General features: G+C 70.5%; 19 protein-coding genes and 1 pseudogene. 7 read left to right on the plus strand and 13 right to left on the minus strand.

Annotated features, from left to right (window positions below):
- The 10 genes and pseudogenes from OG607_RS18140 to OG607_RS18185 form a co-directional block, all read right to left on the minus strand.
- Nucleotides 1–1,491, minus strand: coding sequence for an NADH-quinone oxidoreductase subunit N (locus OG607_RS18140; protein ID WP_405724199.1), 1,491 nt, complete (start codon nucleotides 1,489–1,491; stop codon nucleotides 1–3).
- On the minus strand, nucleotides 1,491–3,044 hold the full coding sequence (locus tag OG607_RS18145; protein WP_405736866.1) for a NuoM family protein: 1,554 nt from the start codon (nucleotides 3,042–3,044) through the stop codon (nucleotides 1,491–1,493). The genes OG607_RS18140 and OG607_RS18145 overlap by 1 nt, the downstream gene beginning before the upstream one ends.
- A gap of 18 nt (nucleotides 3,045–3,062) precedes the next feature.
- Nucleotides 3,063–5,054: an NADH-quinone oxidoreductase subunit L gene (locus OG607_RS18150; RefSeq protein WP_405724201.1), complete on the minus strand. Its 1,992-nt coding sequence runs from the start codon at nucleotides 5,052–5,054 to the stop codon at nucleotides 3,063–3,065.
- Nucleotides 5,051–5,383: an NADH-quinone oxidoreductase subunit NuoK gene (gene nuoK / locus OG607_RS18155; RefSeq protein ID WP_405724203.1), complete on the minus strand. Its 333-nt coding sequence runs from the start codon at nucleotides 5,381–5,383 to the stop codon at nucleotides 5,051–5,053. The genes OG607_RS18150 and nuoK overlap by 4 nt, the downstream gene beginning before the upstream one ends.
- The gene (locus OG607_RS18160; protein ID WP_405724205.1) at nucleotides 5,383–5,943 is read right to left on the minus strand and encodes an NADH-quinone oxidoreductase subunit J; all 561 of its coding nucleotides are present in this window, start codon (nucleotides 5,941–5,943) and stop codon (nucleotides 5,383–5,385) included. The genes nuoK and OG607_RS18160 overlap by 1 nt, the downstream gene beginning before the upstream one ends.
- Nucleotides 5,940–6,509, minus strand: a complete 570-nt coding sequence (locus tag OG607_RS18165) for a NuoI/complex I 23 kDa subunit family protein (RefSeq protein WP_405724207.1) — start codon at nucleotides 6,507–6,509, stop codon at nucleotides 5,940–5,942. The genes OG607_RS18160 and OG607_RS18165 overlap by 4 nt, the downstream gene beginning before the upstream one ends.
- Nucleotides 6,509–7,471, minus strand: coding sequence for an NADH-quinone oxidoreductase subunit NuoH (gene nuoH / locus OG607_RS18170; RefSeq protein ID WP_329313753.1), 963 nt, complete (start codon nucleotides 7,469–7,471; stop codon nucleotides 6,509–6,511). The genes OG607_RS18165 and nuoH overlap by 1 nt, the downstream gene beginning before the upstream one ends.
- Nucleotides 7,472–7,524: 53 nt before the next feature.
- Nucleotides 7,525–8,262 (minus strand): annotated as a pseudogene (locus tag OG607_RS18175) (NADH-quinone oxidoreductase subunit C); the annotation flags it as partial.
- A complete protein-coding gene (locus OG607_RS18180) occupies nucleotides 8,259–8,906 on the minus strand; it encodes an NADH-quinone oxidoreductase subunit B (RefSeq protein WP_405724209.1) in 648 nt (215 codons plus the stop codon). The pseudogene OG607_RS18175 and the gene OG607_RS18180, both read right to left, overlap by 4 nt.
- The gene (locus OG607_RS18185) at nucleotides 8,897–9,265 is read right to left on the minus strand and encodes an NADH-quinone oxidoreductase subunit A (protein WP_329313757.1); all 369 of its coding nucleotides are present in this window, start codon (nucleotides 9,263–9,265) and stop codon (nucleotides 8,897–8,899) included. Before OG607_RS18185 ends, OG607_RS18180 begins: the two co-directional genes overlap by 10 nt.
- A gap of 244 nt (nucleotides 9,266–9,509) precedes the next feature.
- Between OG607_RS18185 and OG607_RS18190 the strand changes: the two genes are divergently transcribed.
- The 5 genes from OG607_RS18190 to OG607_RS18210 all read left to right on the plus strand — a co-directional run bounded on the left by OG607_RS18190 (nucleotide 9,510) and on the right by OG607_RS18210 (nucleotide 16,071).
- Nucleotides 9,510–10,658, plus strand: a complete 1,149-nt coding sequence (locus tag OG607_RS18190) for a sensor histidine kinase (RefSeq protein ID WP_405724212.1) — start codon at nucleotides 9,510–9,512, stop codon at nucleotides 10,656–10,658.
- Nucleotides 10,659–10,765: 107 nt separating this feature from the next.
- Nucleotides 10,766–12,067: a sensor histidine kinase gene (locus tag OG607_RS18195; protein ID WP_405724214.1), complete on the plus strand. Its 1,302-nt coding sequence runs from the start codon at nucleotides 10,766–10,768 to the stop codon at nucleotides 12,065–12,067.
- Between the two features lie 108 nt (nucleotides 12,068–12,175).
- Nucleotides 12,176–12,835, plus strand: coding sequence for a response regulator (locus tag OG607_RS18200; RefSeq protein WP_405736868.1), 660 nt, complete (start codon nucleotides 12,176–12,178; stop codon nucleotides 12,833–12,835).
- A 220-nt stretch (nucleotides 12,836–13,055) separates the two neighbouring features.
- Nucleotides 13,056–14,990 (plus strand): 2-oxoacid:acceptor oxidoreductase subunit alpha, encoded by a 1,935-nt coding sequence (locus tag OG607_RS18205; protein ID WP_405724216.1) that lies wholly within the window; start codon nucleotides 13,056–13,058, stop codon nucleotides 14,988–14,990.
- Nucleotides 14,983–16,071 (plus strand): 2-oxoacid:ferredoxin oxidoreductase subunit beta, encoded by a 1,089-nt coding sequence (locus OG607_RS18210; RefSeq protein ID WP_405724218.1) that lies wholly within the window; start codon nucleotides 14,983–14,985, stop codon nucleotides 16,069–16,071. The genes OG607_RS18205 and OG607_RS18210 overlap by 8 nt, the downstream gene beginning before the upstream one ends.
- 12 nt (nucleotides 16,072–16,083) lie before the next feature.
- Here OG607_RS18210 and OG607_RS18215 read toward each other — a convergent pair whose 3' ends face one another.
- Nucleotides 16,084–16,482, minus strand: a complete 399-nt coding sequence (locus OG607_RS18215) for a winged helix-turn-helix transcriptional regulator (protein ID WP_405724220.1) — start codon at nucleotides 16,480–16,482, stop codon at nucleotides 16,084–16,086.
- A 107-nt stretch (nucleotides 16,483–16,589) separates the two neighbouring features.
- Here OG607_RS18215 and OG607_RS18220 point away from each other — a divergent pair, with 107 nt between their 5' ends.
- Nucleotides 16,590–17,447 carry an SDR family oxidoreductase gene (locus OG607_RS18220; protein WP_405724222.1) on the plus strand — a complete coding sequence of 286 codons (858 nt, stop codon included), beginning with the start codon at nucleotides 16,590–16,592 and terminating at the stop codon, nucleotides 17,445–17,447.
- A 204-nt stretch (nucleotides 17,448–17,651) separates the two neighbouring features.
- Complete coding sequence (gene rarD, locus OG607_RS18225; protein WP_405736870.1) at nucleotides 17,652–18,554, plus strand: EamA family transporter RarD; 903 nt, start codon at nucleotides 17,652–17,654, stop codon at nucleotides 18,552–18,554.
- Here rarD and OG607_RS18230 read toward each other — a convergent pair.
- Together OG607_RS18230 and OG607_RS18235 are read right to left on the minus strand one after the other, a co-directional pair.
- Entirely contained in the window at nucleotides 18,541–18,774 is a 234-nt protein-coding gene (locus OG607_RS18230; protein WP_405724224.1) for a DUF397 domain-containing protein, read from the minus strand. The genes rarD and OG607_RS18230 overlap by 14 nt on opposite strands.
- Nucleotides 18,771–19,583, minus strand: a complete 813-nt coding sequence (locus tag OG607_RS18235) for a helix-turn-helix transcriptional regulator (RefSeq protein WP_329313774.1) — start codon at nucleotides 19,581–19,583, stop codon at nucleotides 18,771–18,773. The genes OG607_RS18230 and OG607_RS18235 overlap by 4 nt, the downstream gene beginning before the upstream one ends.
- Nucleotides 19,584–19,603: the final 20 nt, after the last annotated feature.

Raw genomic sequence — 19,603 nt, forward strand, 5'->3', positions numbered from 1 at the left:
TCACAGCAGGCCGCCGGTCGCGAAGCGGAGGACGAGCTGGGGCGCGCCGGACAGGGCGAGGCCGAGGACGGCGGACAGGGCGATGGCGGCGGTGAGGGGGGCGGTGAGGGGGAGGGTGACGGCAGCCGGTTCCGGGCTCTTCATGAAGAGCAGGGCCGTCCAGCGCAGGTAGTAGACCAGGGCCACGACGACGTTCAGCGCCATGATCACCGCGAGCCAGCCGAGCCCCGCGTGCACGGCCGAGGAGAAGACCGCAACCTTGGCGAAGAGCCCGATGATGCCCGGCGGCAGCCCGGCCAGGCACAGCAGGAAGAAGGCCAGCGAGAGGGCTGCCAGGGGGCGCCGCGCGTACAGGCCCCGGTAGTCGGTGAGGCGGTTCTCGGGCGCGCTGCGCGCGACGAGCGCGGCGACGGCGAAGGCGCCGAGGTTCACGGCGGCGTACATGAGGGCGTACGCGATGGTGGTGCCGATCTCGTCGGTGCCGGCGTACGCGGCGGCGGCGACCGGGACCAGCAGGTAGCCGGCCTGGCCGATGGAGGACCAGGCGAGCAGGCGTACGGCGCTGCGCGCGGCGTCGGGGCGCTGGCGCAGGGCGGCGGCGTTGCCGACGGTCATGGTGAGCGCGGCCAGGACGGCGACGGCGGGGCCCCAGACGTCCGCGTAGGGCTTCAGCCCAACGACCGTGACGAGGATGAGGCCGGAGAAGCCGGACGTCTTGCCGACGACGGAGAGGTAGGCGGCGATGGGCAGCGGCGCGCCGGTGTAGGTGTCGGGGACCCAGAAGTGGAAGGGCGCGACGGCGAGCTTGAAGGCGAAGCCGACGAGGGTGAGGGCGGCGCCCGCCTTGGCGAGGGTGGCCAGTTGCGGGTCGACGGCGGTGAGGCCGTGGGCCAGCGCGGTGAGGTGCAGGGTGCCGGTCGCGGCGTAGAGGAAGCTGACGCCCAGAAGGGTGACGGCGGTGGCGGCGACGGAGGAGAGGAAGAACTTGAGCGCGGCCTCGCTGGACAGCCGGTCGCCGCGCTTGATGCCGACGAGTGCGAAGGCCGGGAGGCTGGCGACTTCCAGGGCGACGATCAGCGTCGTCAGGTCGCGGGAGGCGGGCAGCAGCGCGGCGCCTGAGGCGGAGGACAGCAGCAGGAACCAGTACTCCCCCGCCGGGAGTTCGTCCGCGGCCATGGTGTGCATGGAGAGCAGGGCGGTGAGCAGCGCGCCGCCGATGACCAGCAGCTGGACGATGATCGTGAAGTGGTCGGCCACGTAGGAGCAGTCGCCGCCCCGGACGGTGAGGCAGAAGGTGCTGCGGTCGCCGTCAAGGAGCGGGAGCAGGCTCAGCCCGGCGAGCGCGAGGCCGCCGACGGTGAGCCAGCCCAGCAGCGGCTTGCGCGCATCGCTCACGAAGAGGTCGACGACCAGCACGATCAGGGCGGCGGCGGCCGCGATGACCGGCGGCGCGATCGCGATCCAGTCGACGGACTGGATGAGGGTACCCATCAGCTGCCTCCGAGAAGGGTACGCACGGCCGGGTCGGTGAGGCCGAGGAGAAGCGCGGGCCACAGCCCGGCGATGACGGTGAGCGCGACCAGCGGGGTCCAGGCCGCGAATTCATAACCCTGGACGTCCGCCAGGAGCGGTTCCGTCGCCTCGGCGGTGGCCTTCTCGCCCATGCACACCCTGCGCACGACGACCAGCAGATACGCGGCCGTGAGCAGCGTGCCGAAGGCCGCGATGGCGGTGAAGGTCAGATACGCGCCCCGGTCCAGACCCTCGGCGGGCTTGAAGGCCCCGAACATCGCCAGCATCTCGCCCCAGAATCCGGCAAGGCCCGGCAGTCCGAGCGAGGCCACCGCGCCGAAGGCCAGCAGGCCGCCGAGGCGCGGGGCCCGGCCGTAGAGCGCGGCGCCGGTCTGGCCGGCGAGGCGGTCGAGGTCGGTGGAGCCGTAGCGGTCCTTGAGGGAGCCGACGAGGAAGAAGAGCAGGCCGGTGATCAGGCCGTGGGCGATGTTGGCGAAGAGCGCGCCGTTGATACCGGTGGGGGTCAGGGTCGCGATGCCGAGCAGGACGAAGCCCATGTGGCCGACGGAGCTGTACGCGATGAGTCGCTTGAGGTCGCCGCCGACGCCCTGCCGGGCCAGCGCCAGGCAGGCCAGGGAGCCGTAGATGATCCCGATGACCGCGAATGCGCCCAGGTAGGGCGCGAAGGTCTGCATCCCCTCGGGGGTGATGGGGATCAGGATCCGTACGAACCCGTAGGTGCCCATCTTGAGCAGGACGCCCGCCAGGAGGACCGATCCGACGGTCGGGGCGGAGGTGTGGGCGTCGGGGAGCCAGCTGTGCAGCGGCCACATCGGGGCCTTGACGGCGAGGCCGAGGCCGATGGCGAGGGCCGCGATCAGTTGCGTGGTGTGACTGAGGTGTGACCCGTTGTCAGTGGCAAGTGTCACCATGTCGAATGTGCCCGCCTTGATCCCGATCAGGAGCAGGCCGAGCAGCATGACCACGGAACCGAGGAGTGTGTAGAGGATGAAGCGGAGTGCGGCCCGCTCGCGGCCTTCGCCGCCCCAGCGGGCGATGAGGAAGTACATCGGGATGAGGACCATCTCGAAGGCCAGGAAGAACAGCATCAGATCGAGCACGGCGAAGGTCGCGATGGTGCCCGATTCGAGAACCAGGATCAGCGCCACGAAGGCCTTGGGGGACGGGCCCGCCGGCATTTTGAAGTAGCTGTAGACCGCGCAGAGGAAGGTCAGCAGCGCGGTCAGCACGAGGAGGGGGAGGCTGATGCCGTCGATGCCGAGGTGGATGCGGATGCCGAGTGCCGGGATCCAGCTGATGTCGGTGCTCGCCTGCATGGTGGCGGGGTGGTCGTGGTCGAAACCGGCCGCCAGGGCGATGGAGAGCGCCAGAACGGCTCCGGTGACGGTCACGCCGTGCCGCAGCACCGCCTGGTCGGGGCTCTTGCCCTTCAGGCCGGGCGGGGGCGGGAGCAGGGCGCCGACCGCGCCGAGCAGCGGCAGGACGACGGTGGCCACGAGCAGGTACTGCATGACGGTGTCGTTCACGGCTCACGCTCCGACAGCTACGAGGACGGCGAGCACGACCGAGCCGGCCAGCAGCACGCTGAGATAGGTCTGCACATTGCCGGTCTGGGTGCGGCGGACGATCGCACCGAGCAGACGGGGCGCCGCGCCCGTTCCGCGTACGTAGGTCTCGATGACCTCGCGGTCCAGGAAGCGGACAAGGCTCGCGGCGGCCAGCACCGGGCGTACGAACAGTGCCGAGTAGACGGCGTCCAGGTGGAAGCCGGCGGCGGCGGGGCGGTGCAGCGGGCCGAGGAGGAGCCGGCCCGGGTCGCCGGGGTCGGCCGCTTCCCCTGCCGGGGGCAGCTCCAGGGCGGCCTCCTCGACCAGGGCGGGCTCGGCGTCGGCGGCGGACGCCGCGACCACGGCGGCCCCGGCTCCGGCGGGCGTGCGGCGGGCGGCCGTGGCCTGCCAGGCGCCGTACATCGTGAGGACGCCGACGAGGGCGAGGCCGGTGCCGAGGACGGAGGTGACCAGGGTCGGGGCGAGCTCCTCGCCGTCGAACCAGGCGGGGAGGTCGAAGACCTTCGGCACGAGGGAGATCATGCCGAAGCCGAGGGTGGGGATGGCCAGCACCCACAGGACGACGTTCATGACGGCCGGATCGCGGCCGTGGTCGGGGGCCTCGGCTCCCTGGCCCTGGAAGGCGAGGAGGAACAGGCGGGTGGCGTACGCGGCCGTGAGGACGGCGGTGACCAGGCCCGCGATCAGGACCGTCCAGCCGACGGCGGACGGGATGTGGGCGGTGTGGCCGCCGGAGGCGTGTTCGGCGGCGCGGAGCACGGACTCCTTGGAGAAGAAGCCGGAGAAGGGAGGAATCGCGGCCAGGGCGGCCAGCGCGATGCCCATCGTCCACATGGCGTCCTCGGCGCGCTTGCCCAGGCCGTCCATACGGGACATCGCGGCCAGCGAGTTCGTACCGGCGGCGTGGATGACCGCGCCGGCGGCGAGGAACAGCAGCGCCTTGAAGGCGCCGTGCGAGAGGAGGTGGAAGACGGCGGCGCTGCGGTCGCCGACGGCGAGGGCGCCGGCCATATAGCCGAGCTGCCCGATCGTCGAGTAGGCGAGGACGCGTTTGATGTCGTCCTGGGCGAGCGCTGCGAGCCCGGAGCCGATCATGGTCACGGCGGCCATGACGGCGAGGACGGCCATCGCGGCGGCGGAGGCCTCGAAGACCGGCAGCAGGCGGGCGACGAAGTAGATGCCGGCCGCGACCATCGTGGCGGCGTGGATCAGCGCGGACACCGGCGTCGGACCGGCCATCGCGTCGGGCAGCCAGGTGTGCAGCGGGAACTGCGCGGACTTGCCGGCGACTCCGGCGAGCAGGAGCAGGGCGACGAGGGTGGGGTGGTGCAGCTCGCCGTGCGTGGCGGCGGTGAGGATGCCGTTGATCCGGAACGTTCCGGCGTCGGTGGCGAGCGCGAACAGGCCGATCAGGAAGGGGACATCACCGAGCTTGGTGACGAGGAACGCCTTGATCGAGGCGGAGCGGGCGACCTCGGTCTCCCAGTAGTGGCCGACCAGGAAGTACGAGCAGATGCCCATGATCTCCCAGCCGACCAGCAGCACCATGACGTCGCCGGTATAGACGACCAGGAACATCGCGGAGGTGAAGATGGCAACCAGGGCGGAGTACGAGACATAGCGCGGGTCATTGCGCAGGTAGCCGGTCGAGTAGAGCTGGACGCAGGTCGCGACCAGGCCGACGAGCACGGCGATCAGTACGGCGAAGCCGTCCAGGTGCAGGGCGAGGTCGATCGGCACCGAGCCGGTCGGGGTGAGCCGGTGGGCGGAGTCGGTGGCCGGGCCGCTGCCCTGGCGTACCGCGACGATCGCCGCGAGCACGAAGGCGGCGGCGGTCGGCAGCACGGCCATCGGCTGGGCGAATCCGGGGGCGCGCTTGCCGAGCAGGAGCGAGGCGGCCGCGCCCAGGAAGGGAAGGAGGGGGACGAGCACGGCCAGGGTCGTCACGGTCACGCTGCGGCCTCTGCCTTCTCCTCGCGGTCGGCGAGGTCGGTGAGCTTGTCGACGTCGGACGTGCCGCGGTTGCGGTAGACGAGCAGCACGATCGCCAGGCCGATGCCGATCTCGGCGGCGGCGATGACGATGACGAACAGCGTGAGCGCCTGCCCCGCGTGCACGGTGTCACGGAGCCAGACGTCGAACGCGACGAGGTTGAGGTTGACCGCGTTCAGCATCACCTCGACCGACATCAGGACGAGGATCGCGTTGCGCCGGGCCAGTACGCCGTACAGCCCGATGGAGAACAGGAGGGCGGCCAGCACGGCCGGGTAGGCGAGGTGCATCAGCGCGCTCCGTTCTTCCGGTCGGCGTTCTTGGCGTCGGCGTTCTTACGGCTGAGGACGATGGCGCCGACCAGGGCGGCGAGCAGCAGCACGGACAGTGCCTCGAACGGCAGCACCCAGTGCTGGAAGAGGAACTGCCCGGTGACCTTGGTCGAGCCCTGCACGGGCCCGTCGAGGTTGATCCAGGTGGCCCGGAAGGCGTCCACGACCACCCAGACCAGGGTGGCGGCGGAGGCCACGGCCACCACGAGCGCGGCCCAGCGGTTGCCCGAATCGGCGTCCGGGGAGCGGCCGATGGGGGCCTTGGTGAGCATCAGCCCGAAGAGAAGGAGGACGACCACGGAGCCCACGTAGATCAGCACCTGCACCCAGGCGATGAACTCGGCGGTGAGCAGGAGGTACTCGACGGCGAGCCCGCCGAGCGCGACCACCAGCCACAGGGCGGCGTGCACCAGCTGCTTGGTGCTCACGGTGATGAGGGCGGCCCCCAGGGTCGCGATGCCGACGAGCACGAAGGCGATCTCGACGCCCGCCGGGGACAGGAAGCCGGGGTGGCTCATGCCTCGCCCTCCTGCGACTGCGCCTGCGCGACAGCGGCGGCAGCAGCCGCGGCAGCGGTCTTCTCCGCCGACTTCTGCGCGGCCGCGAGCTCCTTCGGCTCCTCGGCGCCGGGGTCGAGCGGCGGCGGGGCCGGCACGGTCCACATCCACTCGCGGAGCTTGTCGCGCTCATGGGTCAGTTCGAGGATGTCGGTCTCCGCGTACTCGAACTCCGGTGACCAGAACAGCGCGTCGAAAGGACACACCTCGATGCAGATCCCGCAGTACATGCACAGCGAGAAGTCGATCGCGAAGCGGTCCAGCACATTGCGGCTCCGCTCGCGCCCGCCGGGGGCCGCGGCGGGAACCGTCTCCTTGTGGGAGTCGATGTAGATGCACCAGTCGGGGCACTCACGGGCGCACAGCATGCACACTGTGCAGTTCTCCTCGAACAGCGCGATGACACCGCGGCTGCGCGGGGGCAGTTCGGGCTGCACCTCCGGATACTGCGCGGTGACCGTGCGGCGGGTCATCGTCCGCAGGGTGACGGCGAGGCCCTTGGCCAGGCCGGAGCCGGGGACGGGCATTAGGAGATCACCACCTTCACGACGCCGGTCAGCGCGATCTGGGCCAGGGAGAGGGGGATGAGCACGGTCCAGGCCAGCTTCTGGAGCTGGTCCTCACGCATACGGGGATACGTGACCCGCAGCCAGATGACGACGAAAGCGAGGGCGAAGGTCTTCAGCAGGGTCCAGAGCCAGCCGACGCTGTCCGACCACGGCCCGTGCCACCCGCCGAGGAACAGCACGGTGGTCAGGCCGGACAGCACCACGATCCCGGCGTACTCCGCGAGCAGGAAGAACGCGAAGCGCAGGCCGGTGTACTCGGTGTACGCGCCGAAGATGATCTCCGAGTCCGCCACCGGCATGTCGAACGGCGGCCGCTGCAGCTCCGCGAGGCCCGCCGTGAAGAACACGACCGCGCCCACGAGCTGCCACGGCGTCCACCACCAGTGGTACGACTCCACGATCCCGGGCAGCGAGAGGGTGCCCGCCGCCATCGCCACCGACGCGGCGGCCAGCAGCATCGGCAGCTCGTACGCCATCAGCTGCGCGGCCGTGCGCAGACCGCCGAGGAGGGAGAACTTGTTGGCCGACGCCCAGCCCGCCATGAGCGAGCCGAGGACGCCCACGCCCATCACGGCGAGCACGAAGAACAGGCCCGCGTCGATGTCCTGGCCGACGAACCCGTTCGGGCCGACCGGGATCGCGATCAGGACGAGGAGGTAGGGAAGCAGGGCCACGGCGGGCGCCATCTGGAAGATCCTGCGGTCCGCGTCGGCCGGGACCACGTCCTCCTTCTGCACGAACTTCACGCCGTCCGCGACGAGCTGCGCCCAGCCGTGGAAGCCGCCCGCGTACATCGGGCCGAGGCGGCCCTGCATGTGGGCCATCACCTTGTGCTCGGTCTGGCCGACGATCAGGGGGAGGGTGAGGAAGGCGACGAGCACGACGACCAGGCGGAGGGCGACGTCGAGGATGTCGTTCACTGGCCGTCGCCTCCTTCGCCATTGCCTTCGCCTTGGCCTTCACCTTCGCGCTCACCTGCGGCGGGCTTCGGCTGCTCCCACGGAGCGTCGGGGGTGGGCGGCGCCTGGCTGGCGGAGCCTTCCGTGACGCTGCGGGCGCGCCGCGCCGGGCGTTCTCCCGCGGCAGCGGCAGCGGCGGGACGCGCGGCACGGGCCGGACGGGCCGGGGCGGGCGGGAGCTGGCCCTTCATCGGGCCCCACTCGTTGGGGTCGGGCACGCCGGGCGGGAGCATCGTGCGGCGCTTGGGTCCGCCGTGCTCGGACTCCCCCGGCTCCTTGGCGCCGGGCCAGGCCTTGGCGACGCGGGCGGCCAGGACGAAGTCCTTGCGCAGGGGATGGCCCTCGAAGCCCTCGGGGAGCAGGAGCGGCACCAGGTGCGGGTGGCCGGTGAACTCGATGCCGAACATCTCGTGGGTCTCGCGCTCGTGCCAGCCGGCGCCCGCGTAGACATCGGTGGCGGTGGCCAGCGCCGGGGCCTCGTGCGAGAGGGTCGTACGCATGAGCAGGCGGCGGACGCGGCCCTCGTGCAGGGACACCACATGCGCGCAGACGCGGAAGCCGGTGCCGGGCTCGTCGACGGCGCTGAGCCAGTCGAAGAAGGTGCAGCCGAGTTTGTCGCGGGCGGTCTCCAGGGCGGAGACCCAGGAGCCGACGGGCACGTCGACGGTCAGCAGGCCGTACGCGTCAGCCCCGATGGCCTCTTCGCCGAAGATCTCGGCGGCGGCGTCCGGCAGCTGGTCGTAGAGGTTCATCTCGTGCCGCCCTCCGGGACCTCGGCCGTGACGAGGCCGCTGGTGAGCTGGGCGGCAGAAGGCCGGGAGTCGGCCGCGTAGCGCTCGCCGAGCGACTCGCGGGAGATCTTCTCCTGGAGCTTCAGGATGCCCTGGAGCAGCGCTTCGGGCCGGGGCGGGCAGCCGGGCACGTAGACGTCGACCGGGATGATCTGGTCGACGCCCTTCGTCACGGAGTACGAGTCCCAGTACGGGCCGCCGCAGTTCGAGCAGGCGCCGAAGGAGATGACGTACTTCGGCTCGGGCATCTGCTCGTACAGCCGCTTGACGGCCGGGGCCATCTTGTCCGTCACCGTGCCGGAGACGATCATCAGGTCGGCCTGGCGCGGCCCGGGGGCGAAGGGGATCACGCCCAGCCGGATGAAGTCGTGGCGGGACATGGAGGCGGCGATGAACTCGATCGCGCAGCACGCGAGCCCGAAGTTGAAGACCCACAGGCTGTAGCGGCGGCCCCAGTTCAGGACCACCTTCATCGGCTCCGGCGCGAGGCGCGCGAGCGTGCCCAGGCGGCGCGGTTCCGGCAGCAGCTGGGGCTCAGGAGCAGGAGCAGGAGCAGGAGCAGAGGCAGAGGCAGAGGCAGAGGCAGAGGCAGGGGTTACGTCCATTCCAGGACCCCCTTCTTCCATGCGTAGAGCAGTCCGACGGCGAGGAAGCCGAGGAAGACGAACATCTCCACCAGCGTCGTGGCGCCGTATCCCTTGGCGGAGAAGACCGTCGCCCAGGGGAACAGGAAGATCGCGTCGACCGCGAAGATGACGTAGAGGAAGGAGTAGACGTAATAGCGGATCTGGGTGTGCGCCCAGCCCTCGCCGACCGGGTCGACCCCGCACTCGTAGGTGAGCAGCTTCTCGTGCGTCGGCAGGTCGGGTCGCAGCAGCCGCCCGGCGCCGAAAGCCACGGCGACGAAGAGCACCCCGACCACTGCGACCAGGCCGACGACCGAGTAGCCGTGGAAGTAGTCCACGTCCGTCCGCCCCTCGATTCTCGTCGTTCCCTCGTTGTCCAGCGATCCCGGTGGATCTTTAGACGATCTGTACGGACGGAGTCTAGGCCCAACCCCTCAAGAGCTGGGCAACCGCCTTCGCACCGAATTCAGCGGTGGCCGGGACGATCTCCGGACAACCTCGGGCCAACCTCGGGATAACCCCACCTGACTCCTCCTACGCACCCCATGGCGCGACCCGCTCCCCGCCCGGCAGTCTTGGGCCATGAGCCAGCCAGAGACCACCCAATTGCCCCCGGCGCGGTTCGCGTTCGATGCCGTGACCTGGAAGGAGATCGCCTATCTGCTGGCGAACCTGCCGGTCGACATCGCCGGTTTCGTCTATGTGGTCGTCATGCTCTACCTCGGCATCGGGTTGTCGGTCACCGTGGTCGGCCTGCCCCTGCTGGCCCTCGGGCTGGCGGGCTGCCGGCTCGCCGGCCGGCTGGAGCGGGGCCGGGCGAGGGGGATGCTGGGGGTGACGGTCGAGGAGCCGAGGCCACTGCGGCTCGGGCGGCTGGGCTTCTTCCCGTGGCTGTGGACCTCCCTGAAGGACCCGGTGGCCTGGAGGCACACTCTCTACTTCTCGATACGGCTGCCGTGGGGCATCACCACCTTCACCGTAACCCTGGTCTCGCTCTTCGTGGCCTGGCCGGTGCTGCCGTTCATCGCGCGCGGCCTGGCCAATGCCGACCGGGCGATGGTGCGGGGGCTGCTGCAGCCCTCCGACGAGCTGGAGCGGCGGATCGCCGAGCTGGAGTCGGACCGGGGCGTCGTGGTGGACACCGCCGCCGCCGACCTGCGGCGCATCGAGCGCGACCTGCACGACGGGGCCCAGGCCCGGCTCGTCGCCCTCGCGATGGGGCTGGGGCTCGCGAAGGAGAAACTCCTGGAGGACCCGGACGCGGCGGCCAAGATGGTCGACGAGGCGCACGGCGAGGTGAAGCTCGCCCTGCAGGAGCTGCGCGACCTGGCCCGCGGCATCCACCCGGCCGTACTGACCGACCGCGGCCTGGACGCCGCCCTGTCCTCGGTCTCCGCGCGCTGCACGGTGCCCGTCGCGGTGACTGTGGACCTGGCGGTCCGGCCGGCCCCGGCGATCGAGGGCATCGCGTACTTCACGGTCTCGGAGCTGCTGCAGAACATCAGCAAGCACAGCGGGGCACGGGCGGCGAGCGTGGAGCTGTGGCGCTCGGACGGGCGGCTGATGGTGCAGGTGCGCGACGACGGCTCGGGCGGGGCATCCACGTACTCCGGGTCGGGCCTGGCCGGACTCGCGGAGCGGCTCGGCTCCGTCGACGGTCTGCTGGTCGTGGACTCGCCGGCCGGGGGGCCGACGGTGGTGACGGCGGAGCTGCCGTGGCGTGAAAGGTAGGGATAGCCCCCGGATCAAGACGCCGATCCGCACCATGGGCGCGGGGCGCCCCCCGTACGACGCTGGACGCACATCACCTCGCTGCTCAGGACTGCTTAGGACGGGCCATGGATACGGACACGCGTGAGCATCTGCTGCCCATCGCGCTGCGCGCGCCGCTGGAGGCGCGTACGTGGCGGGAGCTGCTGTATCTGCTGCTGAATCTGCCGATGGGGATCATCGGCTTCGTCTACGCGGTGACGATGCTGTCCCTGGGCGCGGGGCTGCTGGTGACGTTCCTGGGCGTGTTCGTACTGGCGCTGCTGCTGGCGGGCTGCCGGGGGCTGGGAATCATGGAGCGGGAGCGGGCGCGCAGGTGGCTGCGGCTGGAGGTGGCGGAGCCTGGGCCGGTGCGGCCGAAGGCGCGGGGGTTCATGCCGTGGCTGGGGGCGCAGCTGAGCAACGGGGTGTCGTGGCGGCATGTCCTCTACTCCTTCGTTCACTTCCCGTGGGGTGTCCTCACCTTCAGCGTCTCGGTCTCGTTCGTCACCTACGGCTGGGGCTTCCTGACCTACCCCCTGTGGCAGTGGGTCTTCCCGGTCTACGCCCACCAGCCCGGCCTGCAGATCTTCGGCCGCAGGGACGGCAGCGGCTGGTGGCTGGACTCGCCCTTCGAGCTGGCGCTCACCTCCTGCGTCGGGCTGGTGCTGGTGCTGGTCACGCCCTGGCTGATCCGGGGCATGGCGCACGTGGACCGGGCGCTGGTGCGCGGGCTGCTCGGGCCGTCCCGGCTGGCCACCCGGGTCACCGAGCTGGAGTCGGACCGGGGCGTCGTGGTGGACACCGCCGCCGCCGACCTGCGGCGCATCGAGCGCGACCTGCACGACGGGGCCCAGGCCCGGCTCGTCGCCCTCGCGATGGGGCTCGGCCTGGCCAAGGAGAAGATGCGCGAGGACCCGGTGGCCGCCGCCGGCATGGTGGACGAGGCGCACGGCGAGGTGAAGCTCGCCCTGCAGGAGCTGCGCGACCTGGCCCGCGGCATCCACCCGGCCGTACTGACCGACCGCGGCCTGGACGCCGCCCTGTCCTCGCTGGCCGCGCGCTGCACGGTGCCGGTGTCGGTGACCGTGGACCTGCCGGGCCGGCCGGTGCCGGCGATCGAGGGCATCGCGTACTTCACGGTCTCGGAGCTGCTGCAGAACATCAGCAAGCACAGCGGGGCCTCACGGGCCACGGCCGATGTCTGGCGGTCCGGCGACCGGCTCATGATCCACGTCATCGACAACGGCCGCGGCGGCGCCTCCCTGGCCGGCGGCTCCGGCCTGGCCGGACTCGCCGAGCGCCTGGACGCGGTGGAGGGCGTCCTCGCGGTGGACTCCCCCGCCGGCGGGCCGACCACGATCGCCGCGGAGCTGCCCTGGCGAACATGACCTCTTGGCGGCAGCGCGACCTGTTATCCCCACGCGCCACCGGCCCCGGTACTGCAATGCTGGGGCGGTATACGCGAGCGTGGGGGAGCTGGAGCCGTGGAGGACAGGGTGCGGGTCGTCATCGCCGAGGATTCGGTGCTGCTCAGGGAGGGACTGACCCGGCTGCTGACCGATCGCGGGCACGAGGTGGTGGCGGGCGTCGGCGACGCCGAGGCGCTGATCAAGGTGATCCGCGAGCTGGCCGACGAGAGCGCGCTGCCGGACGTGGTCGTGGCGGATGTGCGGATGCCGCCCACCCATACGGATGAAGGCGTACGGGCCGCCGTGCAGCTGCGCCGGGAGCACCCGGGGGTCGGGGTGCTGGTGCTGTCGCAGTACGTGGAGGAGCAGTACGCGACCGAACTGCTGGCCGACAGCAGCACGGGGGTCGGGTATCTGCTCAAGGACCGGGTAGCCGAAGTGCGGGAGTTCGTGGACGCCGTGGTGCGGGTGGCCCGGGGCGGGACGGCGCTGGACCCGGAGGTGGTGGCGCAGCTGCTCGGCCGCAGCCGTAAGCAGGACGTGCTGGCGGGGCTGACGCCCCGGGAGCGGGAGGTCCTGGGGCTGATGGCGGAGGGGCGGACCAACTCGGCGGTCGCGAAGGAGCTGGTGGTGAGCGACGGCGCGGTGGAGAAGCACGTGAGCAACATCTTCCTGAAACTGGGGCTCGCGCCGAGCGAGGGGGACCACCGGAGGGTTCTGGCGGTGCTCACCTATTTGAATTCGTAGGAGAAGAGCGTAAGAAAAACGGCGTGAGAAGAGCGGTGCCGGCTGACGGGGAACTGACGGAAATCTGACGGAGAACTGACGAACCGCCCGCAGGCGTCCTCAACTACAGAAGTCGAGCGTTTTCGCAGGGAAGGCGACCCTTACCCACGTACGATGTTCGAGTGGGACAAGAGGTCACGACCTTGAGCGTGAGCCGCCGCCTCGAAGGAGGACCGATTCAGTGACGAGTCAGGTCAGCAGCCCAGCGACCGAGCATCGGGTGCTCGGGGAGCAGCGCAAACCGGCCAAGGAGACCAGGCGACTGGACCGGGTGATCATCCGGTTCGCCGGGGACTCCGGGGACGGGATGCAGCTCACGGGTGATCGTTTCACCTCGGAGACCGCGTCGTTCGGGAACGACCTTTCCACGCTGCCGAACTTCCCGGCCGAGATCCGAGCGCCCGCAGGCACCCTGCCGGGCGTTTCGTCGTTCCAGCTGCATTTCGCCGACCACGACATCCTCACGCCCGGTGATGCGCCGAACGTCCTGGTGGCGATGAATCCGGCCGCCCTGAAGGCGAATACCGGAGATCTCCCGCGCGGCGCCGAGATCATCGTCAACACCGACGAGTTCACCAAGCGCGCCATGGCCAAGGTCGGCTACGCGGCCTCGCCGCTGGAGGACGGCTCGCTGGACGCGTTCGCCGTGCATCCGGTGCCGCTGACGACGCTCACGGTGGAGGCGCTCAAGGAGTTCGAGCTGTCCCGCAAGGAGGCCGAGCGCAGCAAGAACATGTTCGCGCTGGGCCTGCTCAGCTGGCTGTACCACCGGCCGACCGAGGGCACCGAGGCCTTCCTGCGCAAGAAGTTCGCGAAGAAGCCGCAGCTCGCCGAGGCGAATGTGGCCGCTTTCCGGGCGGGCTGGAACTTCGGCGAGACGACCGAGGACTTCGCGGTCTCCTACGAGGTCGCCCCTGCGAGCAACGCCTTCCCCGCCGGGCTGTACCGCAACATCTCGGGGAACCTGGCGCTGTCGTACGGGCTCGTGGCCGCGTCCAAGCAGGCGGATCTGCCGCTGTTCCTGGGCTCGTACCCGATCACCCCGGCCTCCGACATCCTGCACGAGCTGAGCAGGCACAAGAACTTCGGCGTACGCACCTTCCAGGCCGAGGACGAGATCGCCGGCATCGGCGCCGCCCTGGGCGCGGCCTTCGGCGGGGCGCTGGCGGTCACCACGACCTCCGGGCCGGGCGTGGCCCTCAAGAGCGAGACGATCGGGCTCGCCGTGTCGCTGGAGCTGCCGCTGCTGGTGATCGACATCCAGCGCGGCGGCCCGTCCACCGGGCTGCCGACCAAGACCGAGCAGGCCGACCTGCTCCAGGCTATGTACGGCAGGAACGGCGAGGCCCCGGTGCCGATCGTGGCCCCGTCCACCCCCGCCGACTGCTTCGACGCCGCCGTGGAGGCGGCCCGGATCGCGCTGGCCTACCGCACACCGGTCTTCCTGCTCTCCGACGGCTATCTGGCCAACGGCAGCGAGCCCTGGCGGATCCCGGAGATCGACGATCTGCCGGATCTGCGCGTGCAGTTCGCCACCGCGCCCAACCACGAAGGCCCGGGCGGCGAGCGGGAGTTCTGGCCGTACCTGCGCGACCCCGAGACCCTGGCCCGCCCCTGGGCGGTGCCGGGCACACCGGGCCTCGAGCACCGGATCGGCGGCATCGAGAAGCAGGACGGGACGGGGAACATCTCCTACGATCCGGCCAACCACGACTTCATGGTCCGCACCCGGCAGGCCAAGATCGACGGCATCGCGGTCCCCGAGCTGACCGTTGACGACCCGTCCGGCCAGGCCAGGACCCTGGTCATCGGCTGGGGGTCCACATACGGGCCGATCACCGCCGCCGTACGGCGCATCAGGGGCGCAGGGGGCGCGGTCGCGCAGGCCCATCTGCGCCATCTCAATCCCTTCCCGCGGAATCTCGGTGACGTGCTGGGACGTTACGAGAAGGTGGTGGTGCCGGAGATGAACCTCGGCCAGCTCGCGCACCTGCTGCGGGCGAAGTACCTGGTCGACGCCCGCTCCTACACCCAGGTCACAGGGCTTCCTTTCAAGGCCGAACAACTCGCTGATGCCATTTCTGACTCCATTCAGGAGGAGAGCGCGGATGTCTGAGGCACCTGCCGTCGAGCACCCGGCGCCGGGGGGGCTGCCCGCGCTGAGCCTGGTCCCCAAGGCCGACGCCAAGCAGTCGATGAAGGACTTCAAGTCGGATCAGGAAGTGCGCTGGTGCCCGGGCTGCGGGGACTACGCGATCCTCGCCGCCGTCCAGGGGTTCATGCCCGAGCTGGGGCTGGCGAGAGAGAACGTCGTCTTCGTGTCCGGGATCGGGTGCTCGTCCCGCTTCCCGTACTACATGAACACGTACGGCATGCACTCCATCCACGGCCGCGCCCCCGCCATCGCCACCGGCCTGGCCGCCTCGCGCCGCGACCTCAGCGTGTGGGTCGTGACCGGCGACGGGGACGCGCTGTCCATCGGCGGCAACCACCTGATCCACGCGCTGCGCCGCAACGTCAATCTCAAGATCCTTCTCTTCAACAACCGGATCTACGGCCTCACCAAGGGCCAGTACAGCCCGACCAGCGAGGTCGGCAAGATCACCAAGTCCACCCCGATGGGCTCCCTGGACGCGCCCTTCAACCCGGTCTCGCTCGCCATCGGCGCCGAGGCGTCCTTCGTCGCCCGCACCATCGACTCCGACCGCAAGCACCTCACGCAGGTGCTGCGGGAGGCCGCCGCGCATCCCGGGACGGCGCTGGTGGAGATCTACCAGAACTGCAACATCTTCAACGACGGCGCCTTCGACGCCCTCAAGGACCAGGCGACCGCCGAGGAAGCCCTGATCCGGCTCGAACACGGCCGCCCCATCCGCTTCGGTGCGGGCGCCGCCAAGGGCGTCGTCAGGGACCAGGCCACGGGTGACCTCAAGGTCATCGACGTGACACCGGCCAACGAGCACGAGGTCCTGGTCCACGACGCGCACGCGGCCAGCCCGACCACCGCCTTCGCGCTGTCCCGGCTGGCCGACCCCGACACGCTGCACCACACCCCCATCGGGGTGCTGCGCAGCGTGGAGCGGCCGGTCTACGACACCCAGATGTCCGACCAGCTCGAAGCCGCGGTCGAGCAGCACGGCAAGGGCGACCTCGCGGCGCTGCTGACCGGCAACGACACCTGGACGGTCGTCGGCTAGGGCTTTTGCGGCCTAACCGCGTTTGGCGGTGTCGTACGCGTCCCGGGCGGTCATCACGTCCGGGACGCGGCTTTCCACCCACCTGGCCAGGGTCCAGACCTGGCGGGCGGCCTCCTCACCGACCGGGGTGAGGGAGTAGTCGACGTGCGGCGGGATGACGGGGTGCGCCTCGCGGTGCACGAAGCCGTCCCGTTCCAGGGTCTGGAGGGTCTGGGCGAGCATCTTCTCGCTGACCCCGCCGACCGCGCGGCGCAGCTCGCTGAAGCGGTGCGTGCCGTCGAGCAGCGCGGCCAGCACGAGGACCCCCCAGCGGCTGGTGACGTGCTCAAGGATCAGCCGGGAGGGACAGCTCGCGGCGTTGACGTCGGGGGCCAGCGCCTGGAGCGCGCTCAGCTCATTGCTCACTGCCATGCCAGTACCTTACTTCAAAGTGGGTACTTTCCAGAAGTTAGTGCCGGTCTTAGCGTTAGTCCTGCATCCGCACCCTCGCACCACATGGACACAGGAGAACGCATCCCATGAGCATCGTCGTCACCGGAGCCACCGGAGCACTGGGCCGTCTCGTCATCGACGAACTGCTGGCGAAGGTCCCCGCCGAGCAGGTCGTCGCCGTCGTACGCGACAAGGCGAAGGCCACCGACTTCGCGGACCGGGGTGTCGAGCTCCGCGTGGCCGACTACGGCAAGCCCGAGACCCTGGCCGGCGCCTTCCAGGCCGGCGACGTCGTCCTGCTGATCTCGGGCAGTGAGGTCGGCCAGCGTGCCGCCCAGCACACCGCCGTCATCAGCGCCGCCAAGGACGCGGGCGTGGCCCGCCTCGCGTACACCGGCGTCCTGGGCGGCCCGGACGCCGACTTCGCGCTCGCCGCCGAGCACAAGGTCACCGAGCAGGCCCTCCTCGACTCCGGCCTGACGTACACCTTCCTGCGCAACGGCTGGTACACCGAGAACTACACCGCCCAGATCCCCGTCCAGCTGGAGCACGGCGTCGTCGGCAGCGCAGGCGAGGGCAAGGTCGGCTCCGCCACCCGCGAGGACTTCGCCGCCGCCGCGGCCGCCGTCCTGACCGGCGAGGGCCACGAGAACAAGGCGTACGAGCTGAGCGGCGACGAGGCCTGGACGCTGGCCGAGTACGCGGCCGAGCTCTCGAAGCAGTCCGGCAAGGAGATCGCCTACGCCGACGTCCCGGCGGAGGTCTTCAAGGGCATCCTGACCGGCGCGGGCCTGCCCGAGCAGTTCGCCGACATCCTGGTCGACGTCGATGTCTCCGGCATCTCGCGCGGCCTGCTGGAGGGCGGCAGCGGCGACCTCTCCCGCCTCATCGGCCGGCCGACCACGCCGCTCGCCGACACGATCGCGGCGGCACTGAAGGGCTGACAGCCGAAAGGCACCCTCTCCCCCATCTTCCGCATGGCGGTCCTACGGCTGTCATGACCGTCATGCGGAACGCGGATGACACCCCCTCCCCGGCGCGCTACGGTCGGACGGTTGCCGTACGCCGCCGTGGCCGGGGCCGGGGAGGATCCGTTGAACGACAAGGACCAGCGCGCCGGGCTCGTGTACGGAATCGCCGCCTACGGCATGTGGGGCGTCTTTCCGCTCTATTTCCCGCTCCTCGAACCCGCCGGGCCGCTGGAGATCCTCGCCCACCGGATGATCTGGTCGCTGGCCGTGGTCGCGCTCATCCTGCTGGGCCTGCGCCGCTGGCAGTGGATACCCGAGCTGCTGCGGCAGCCCCGGCGCCTGGGGCTGCTCGCCCTCGCGGCGACCGTGATCTCGGTCAACTGGGGCATGTACATCTGGGGCGTCAACAGCGGGCATGTCGTGGAGACCTCGCTCGGCTACTTCATCAACCCGCTGGTCACCATCGCGCTGGGCGTCCTGGTGCTGCGCGAACGGCTGCGCCCGGCGCAGTGGGCGGCCGTCGGCATCGGCCTCGCGGCGGTGGTCGTGCTCACCGTCGGCTACGGGCGGCCGCCGTGGATCTCGCTGGTGCTGGCCTTCTCCTTCGGCACGTACGGGTTCATCAAGAAGAAGGTCAACATGGGCGGTCTGGAGTCACTCGCCGCCGAGACCTCGATCCAGTTCCTGCCCGCCCTGGGCTTCGTCGTCCTGCTGAGCGCCCGCGGCGACGCCACCTTCACCACCCATGGCCCCGGCCACGCCGCCCTGCTGGTCGCCGCCGGGCTGATCACCGCCGTCCCGCTGATCTTCTTCGGCGCCGCCGCGGTCCGCGTCCCGCTCTCCACGATCGGGCTGCTCCAGTACCTCGCCCCGCTCTTCCAGTTCGTGCTGGGCCTGGTCTACTTCCACGAGTCCATGCCCACGGCCCGATGGGCGGGCTTCGGCCTGGTGTGGGCGGCGCTGGTGATCCTCACGGCGGACGCGCTGCGTACCGCCCGGCAGACGCGGACAGCACTGCGCGCCCCCGGCATCGTTGACGGGAGCGCGCCGGTGGTCGGAGCCGGGGCTACCGAAGGCTGACGAGGGCGACGAAGGCGTCCCAGGCGTCGGCGCCGAAGGCGAGGGCGGGGACCGTTCTGTCCTTCGAGTCGCGGACGTGGACGATTCCGGCGCCGGTGCCGGGAGTGGCGGCGACCTCGACGCACTCACCGCCCTCGTTGCCGCTGTAGCTGCTCGTGAACCACGCCGATTCAGCGGGTTCAGCGGGTTCAGCCGGTTCCAGAGGTTGCGCGCTGTTCATAGTTCTCCTGCCAGCCGTTCGATCAGGCTCGCTGACTCCTCGGGACTGAGTGCCTGTGCGCGGATGATTCCATACCGCTGGGTGAGCACACTGACCTCGTCCCGATCTGAGATCAGGAAGCTGCCGCTCTGGCCTTCGACATAGGCCAGACTGCGGCGTTCGGGGGTTTCGAGCAGCACCATGGGGCCGTCGAGACCGGAGTGGGTTTCCCGCCGGGTCGGCATGACCTGGAGCGAGACGTTCCGCATGCTGCCGCAGTCCAGCAGGCGGTGCAATTGGTCCTTCATGGATCCGGGTCCGCCGATGGGGCGTTGGAGTACGACCTCCTCGATGACGAAACCCAGTACGGGGGCGGGCTTGCGGATCAGCACGCTCTGCCGGTCGATGCGGGCCGCGACCCTGGTCTCGATCTCCTCGTCGTCCAGCGGCGGGCAGCGGGCAGCGATCACAGCGCGTGCGTAGCCCTCGGTCTGCAGGAGGCCGGGCACGGTCTGGTTCGCGTACAGGTACATGCTCACCGCCTCGGCCTCCAGCAGCGCGAAGTCCTGGAACCAGGACGGGTAGCGCTCCTGCGCGAGGAAGGGCGCGGCGGCCTTGAGCAGCCCGCGCGCGCCGAGGACGGTGTCGGCCCGGTCGATGAAGTCCTGCTTGGGGATGCGGCGGCCCTGCTCGACCGCACTCACCATGGACTCCGAGTAGTCGATCCGGTCGCCGAGTTCGGCGCGGGTCAGCCCCGCTTCGGTCCGGAGCCAGCGGACCTGTCCGCCGAAGACGCGCAGGGTCGCTGACGTTCCGTCGCTCTGACTCACAGGCCCGTTCTCCTTCCCGC

This window comes from Streptomyces sp. NBC_01537, assembly GCF_045040445.1.
Taxonomy (GTDB): domain Bacteria; phylum Actinomycetota; class Actinomycetes; order Streptomycetales; family Streptomycetaceae; genus Actinacidiphila.

Bases quoted from the DNA above. Each gene is read 5' to 3' on its own strand.
- OG607_RS18140 (WP_405724199.1), bottom strand. From the start codon at position 1,491: ATGGGTACCCTCATCCAGTCCGTCGACTGGATCGCGATCGCGCCGCCG.
- OG607_RS18145 (WP_405736866.1), bottom strand. From the start codon at position 3,044: ATGCAGTACCTGCTCGTGGCCACCGTCGTCCTGCCGCTGCTCGGCGCG.
- nuoK (WP_405724203.1), bottom strand. From the start codon at position 5,383: ATGCACCTCGCCTACCCGGCCGTGCTGGCCGCCCTCCTGTTCTCCATC.
- OG607_RS18160 (WP_405724205.1), bottom strand. From the start codon at position 5,943: ATGAGCCACCCCGGCTTCCTGTCCCCGGCGGGCGTCGAGATCGCCTTC.
- OG607_RS18165 (WP_405724207.1), bottom strand. From the start codon at position 6,509: ATGCCCGTCCCCGGCTCCGGCCTGGCCAAGGGCCTCGCCGTCACCCTG.
- OG607_RS18180 (WP_405724209.1), bottom strand. From the start codon at position 8,906: ATGGACGTAACCCCTGCCTCTGCCTCTGCCTCTGCCTCTGCCTCTGCT.
- OG607_RS18190 (WP_405724212.1), top strand. From the start codon at position 9,510: ATGAGCCAGCCAGAGACCACCCAATTGCCCCCGGCGCGGTTCGCGTTC.
- OG607_RS18195 (WP_405724214.1), top strand. From the start codon at position 10,766: ATGGATACGGACACGCGTGAGCATCTGCTGCCCATCGCGCTGCGCGCG.
- OG607_RS18210 (WP_405724218.1), top strand. From the start codon at position 14,983: ATGTCTGAGGCACCTGCCGTCGAGCACCCGGCGCCGGGGGGGCTGCCC.
- OG607_RS18215 (WP_405724220.1), bottom strand. From the start codon at position 16,482: ATGGCAGTGAGCAATGAGCTGAGCGCGCTCCAGGCGCTGGCCCCCGAC.
- OG607_RS18220 (WP_405724222.1), top strand. From the start codon at position 16,590: ATGAGCATCGTCGTCACCGGAGCCACCGGAGCACTGGGCCGTCTCGTC.
- rarD (WP_405736870.1), top strand. From the start codon at position 17,652: ATGTGGGGCGTCTTTCCGCTCTATTTCCCGCTCCTCGAACCCGCCGGG.
- OG607_RS18230 (WP_405724224.1), bottom strand. From the start codon at position 18,774: ATGAACAGCGCGCAACCTCTGGAACCGGCTGAACCCGCTGAACCCGCT.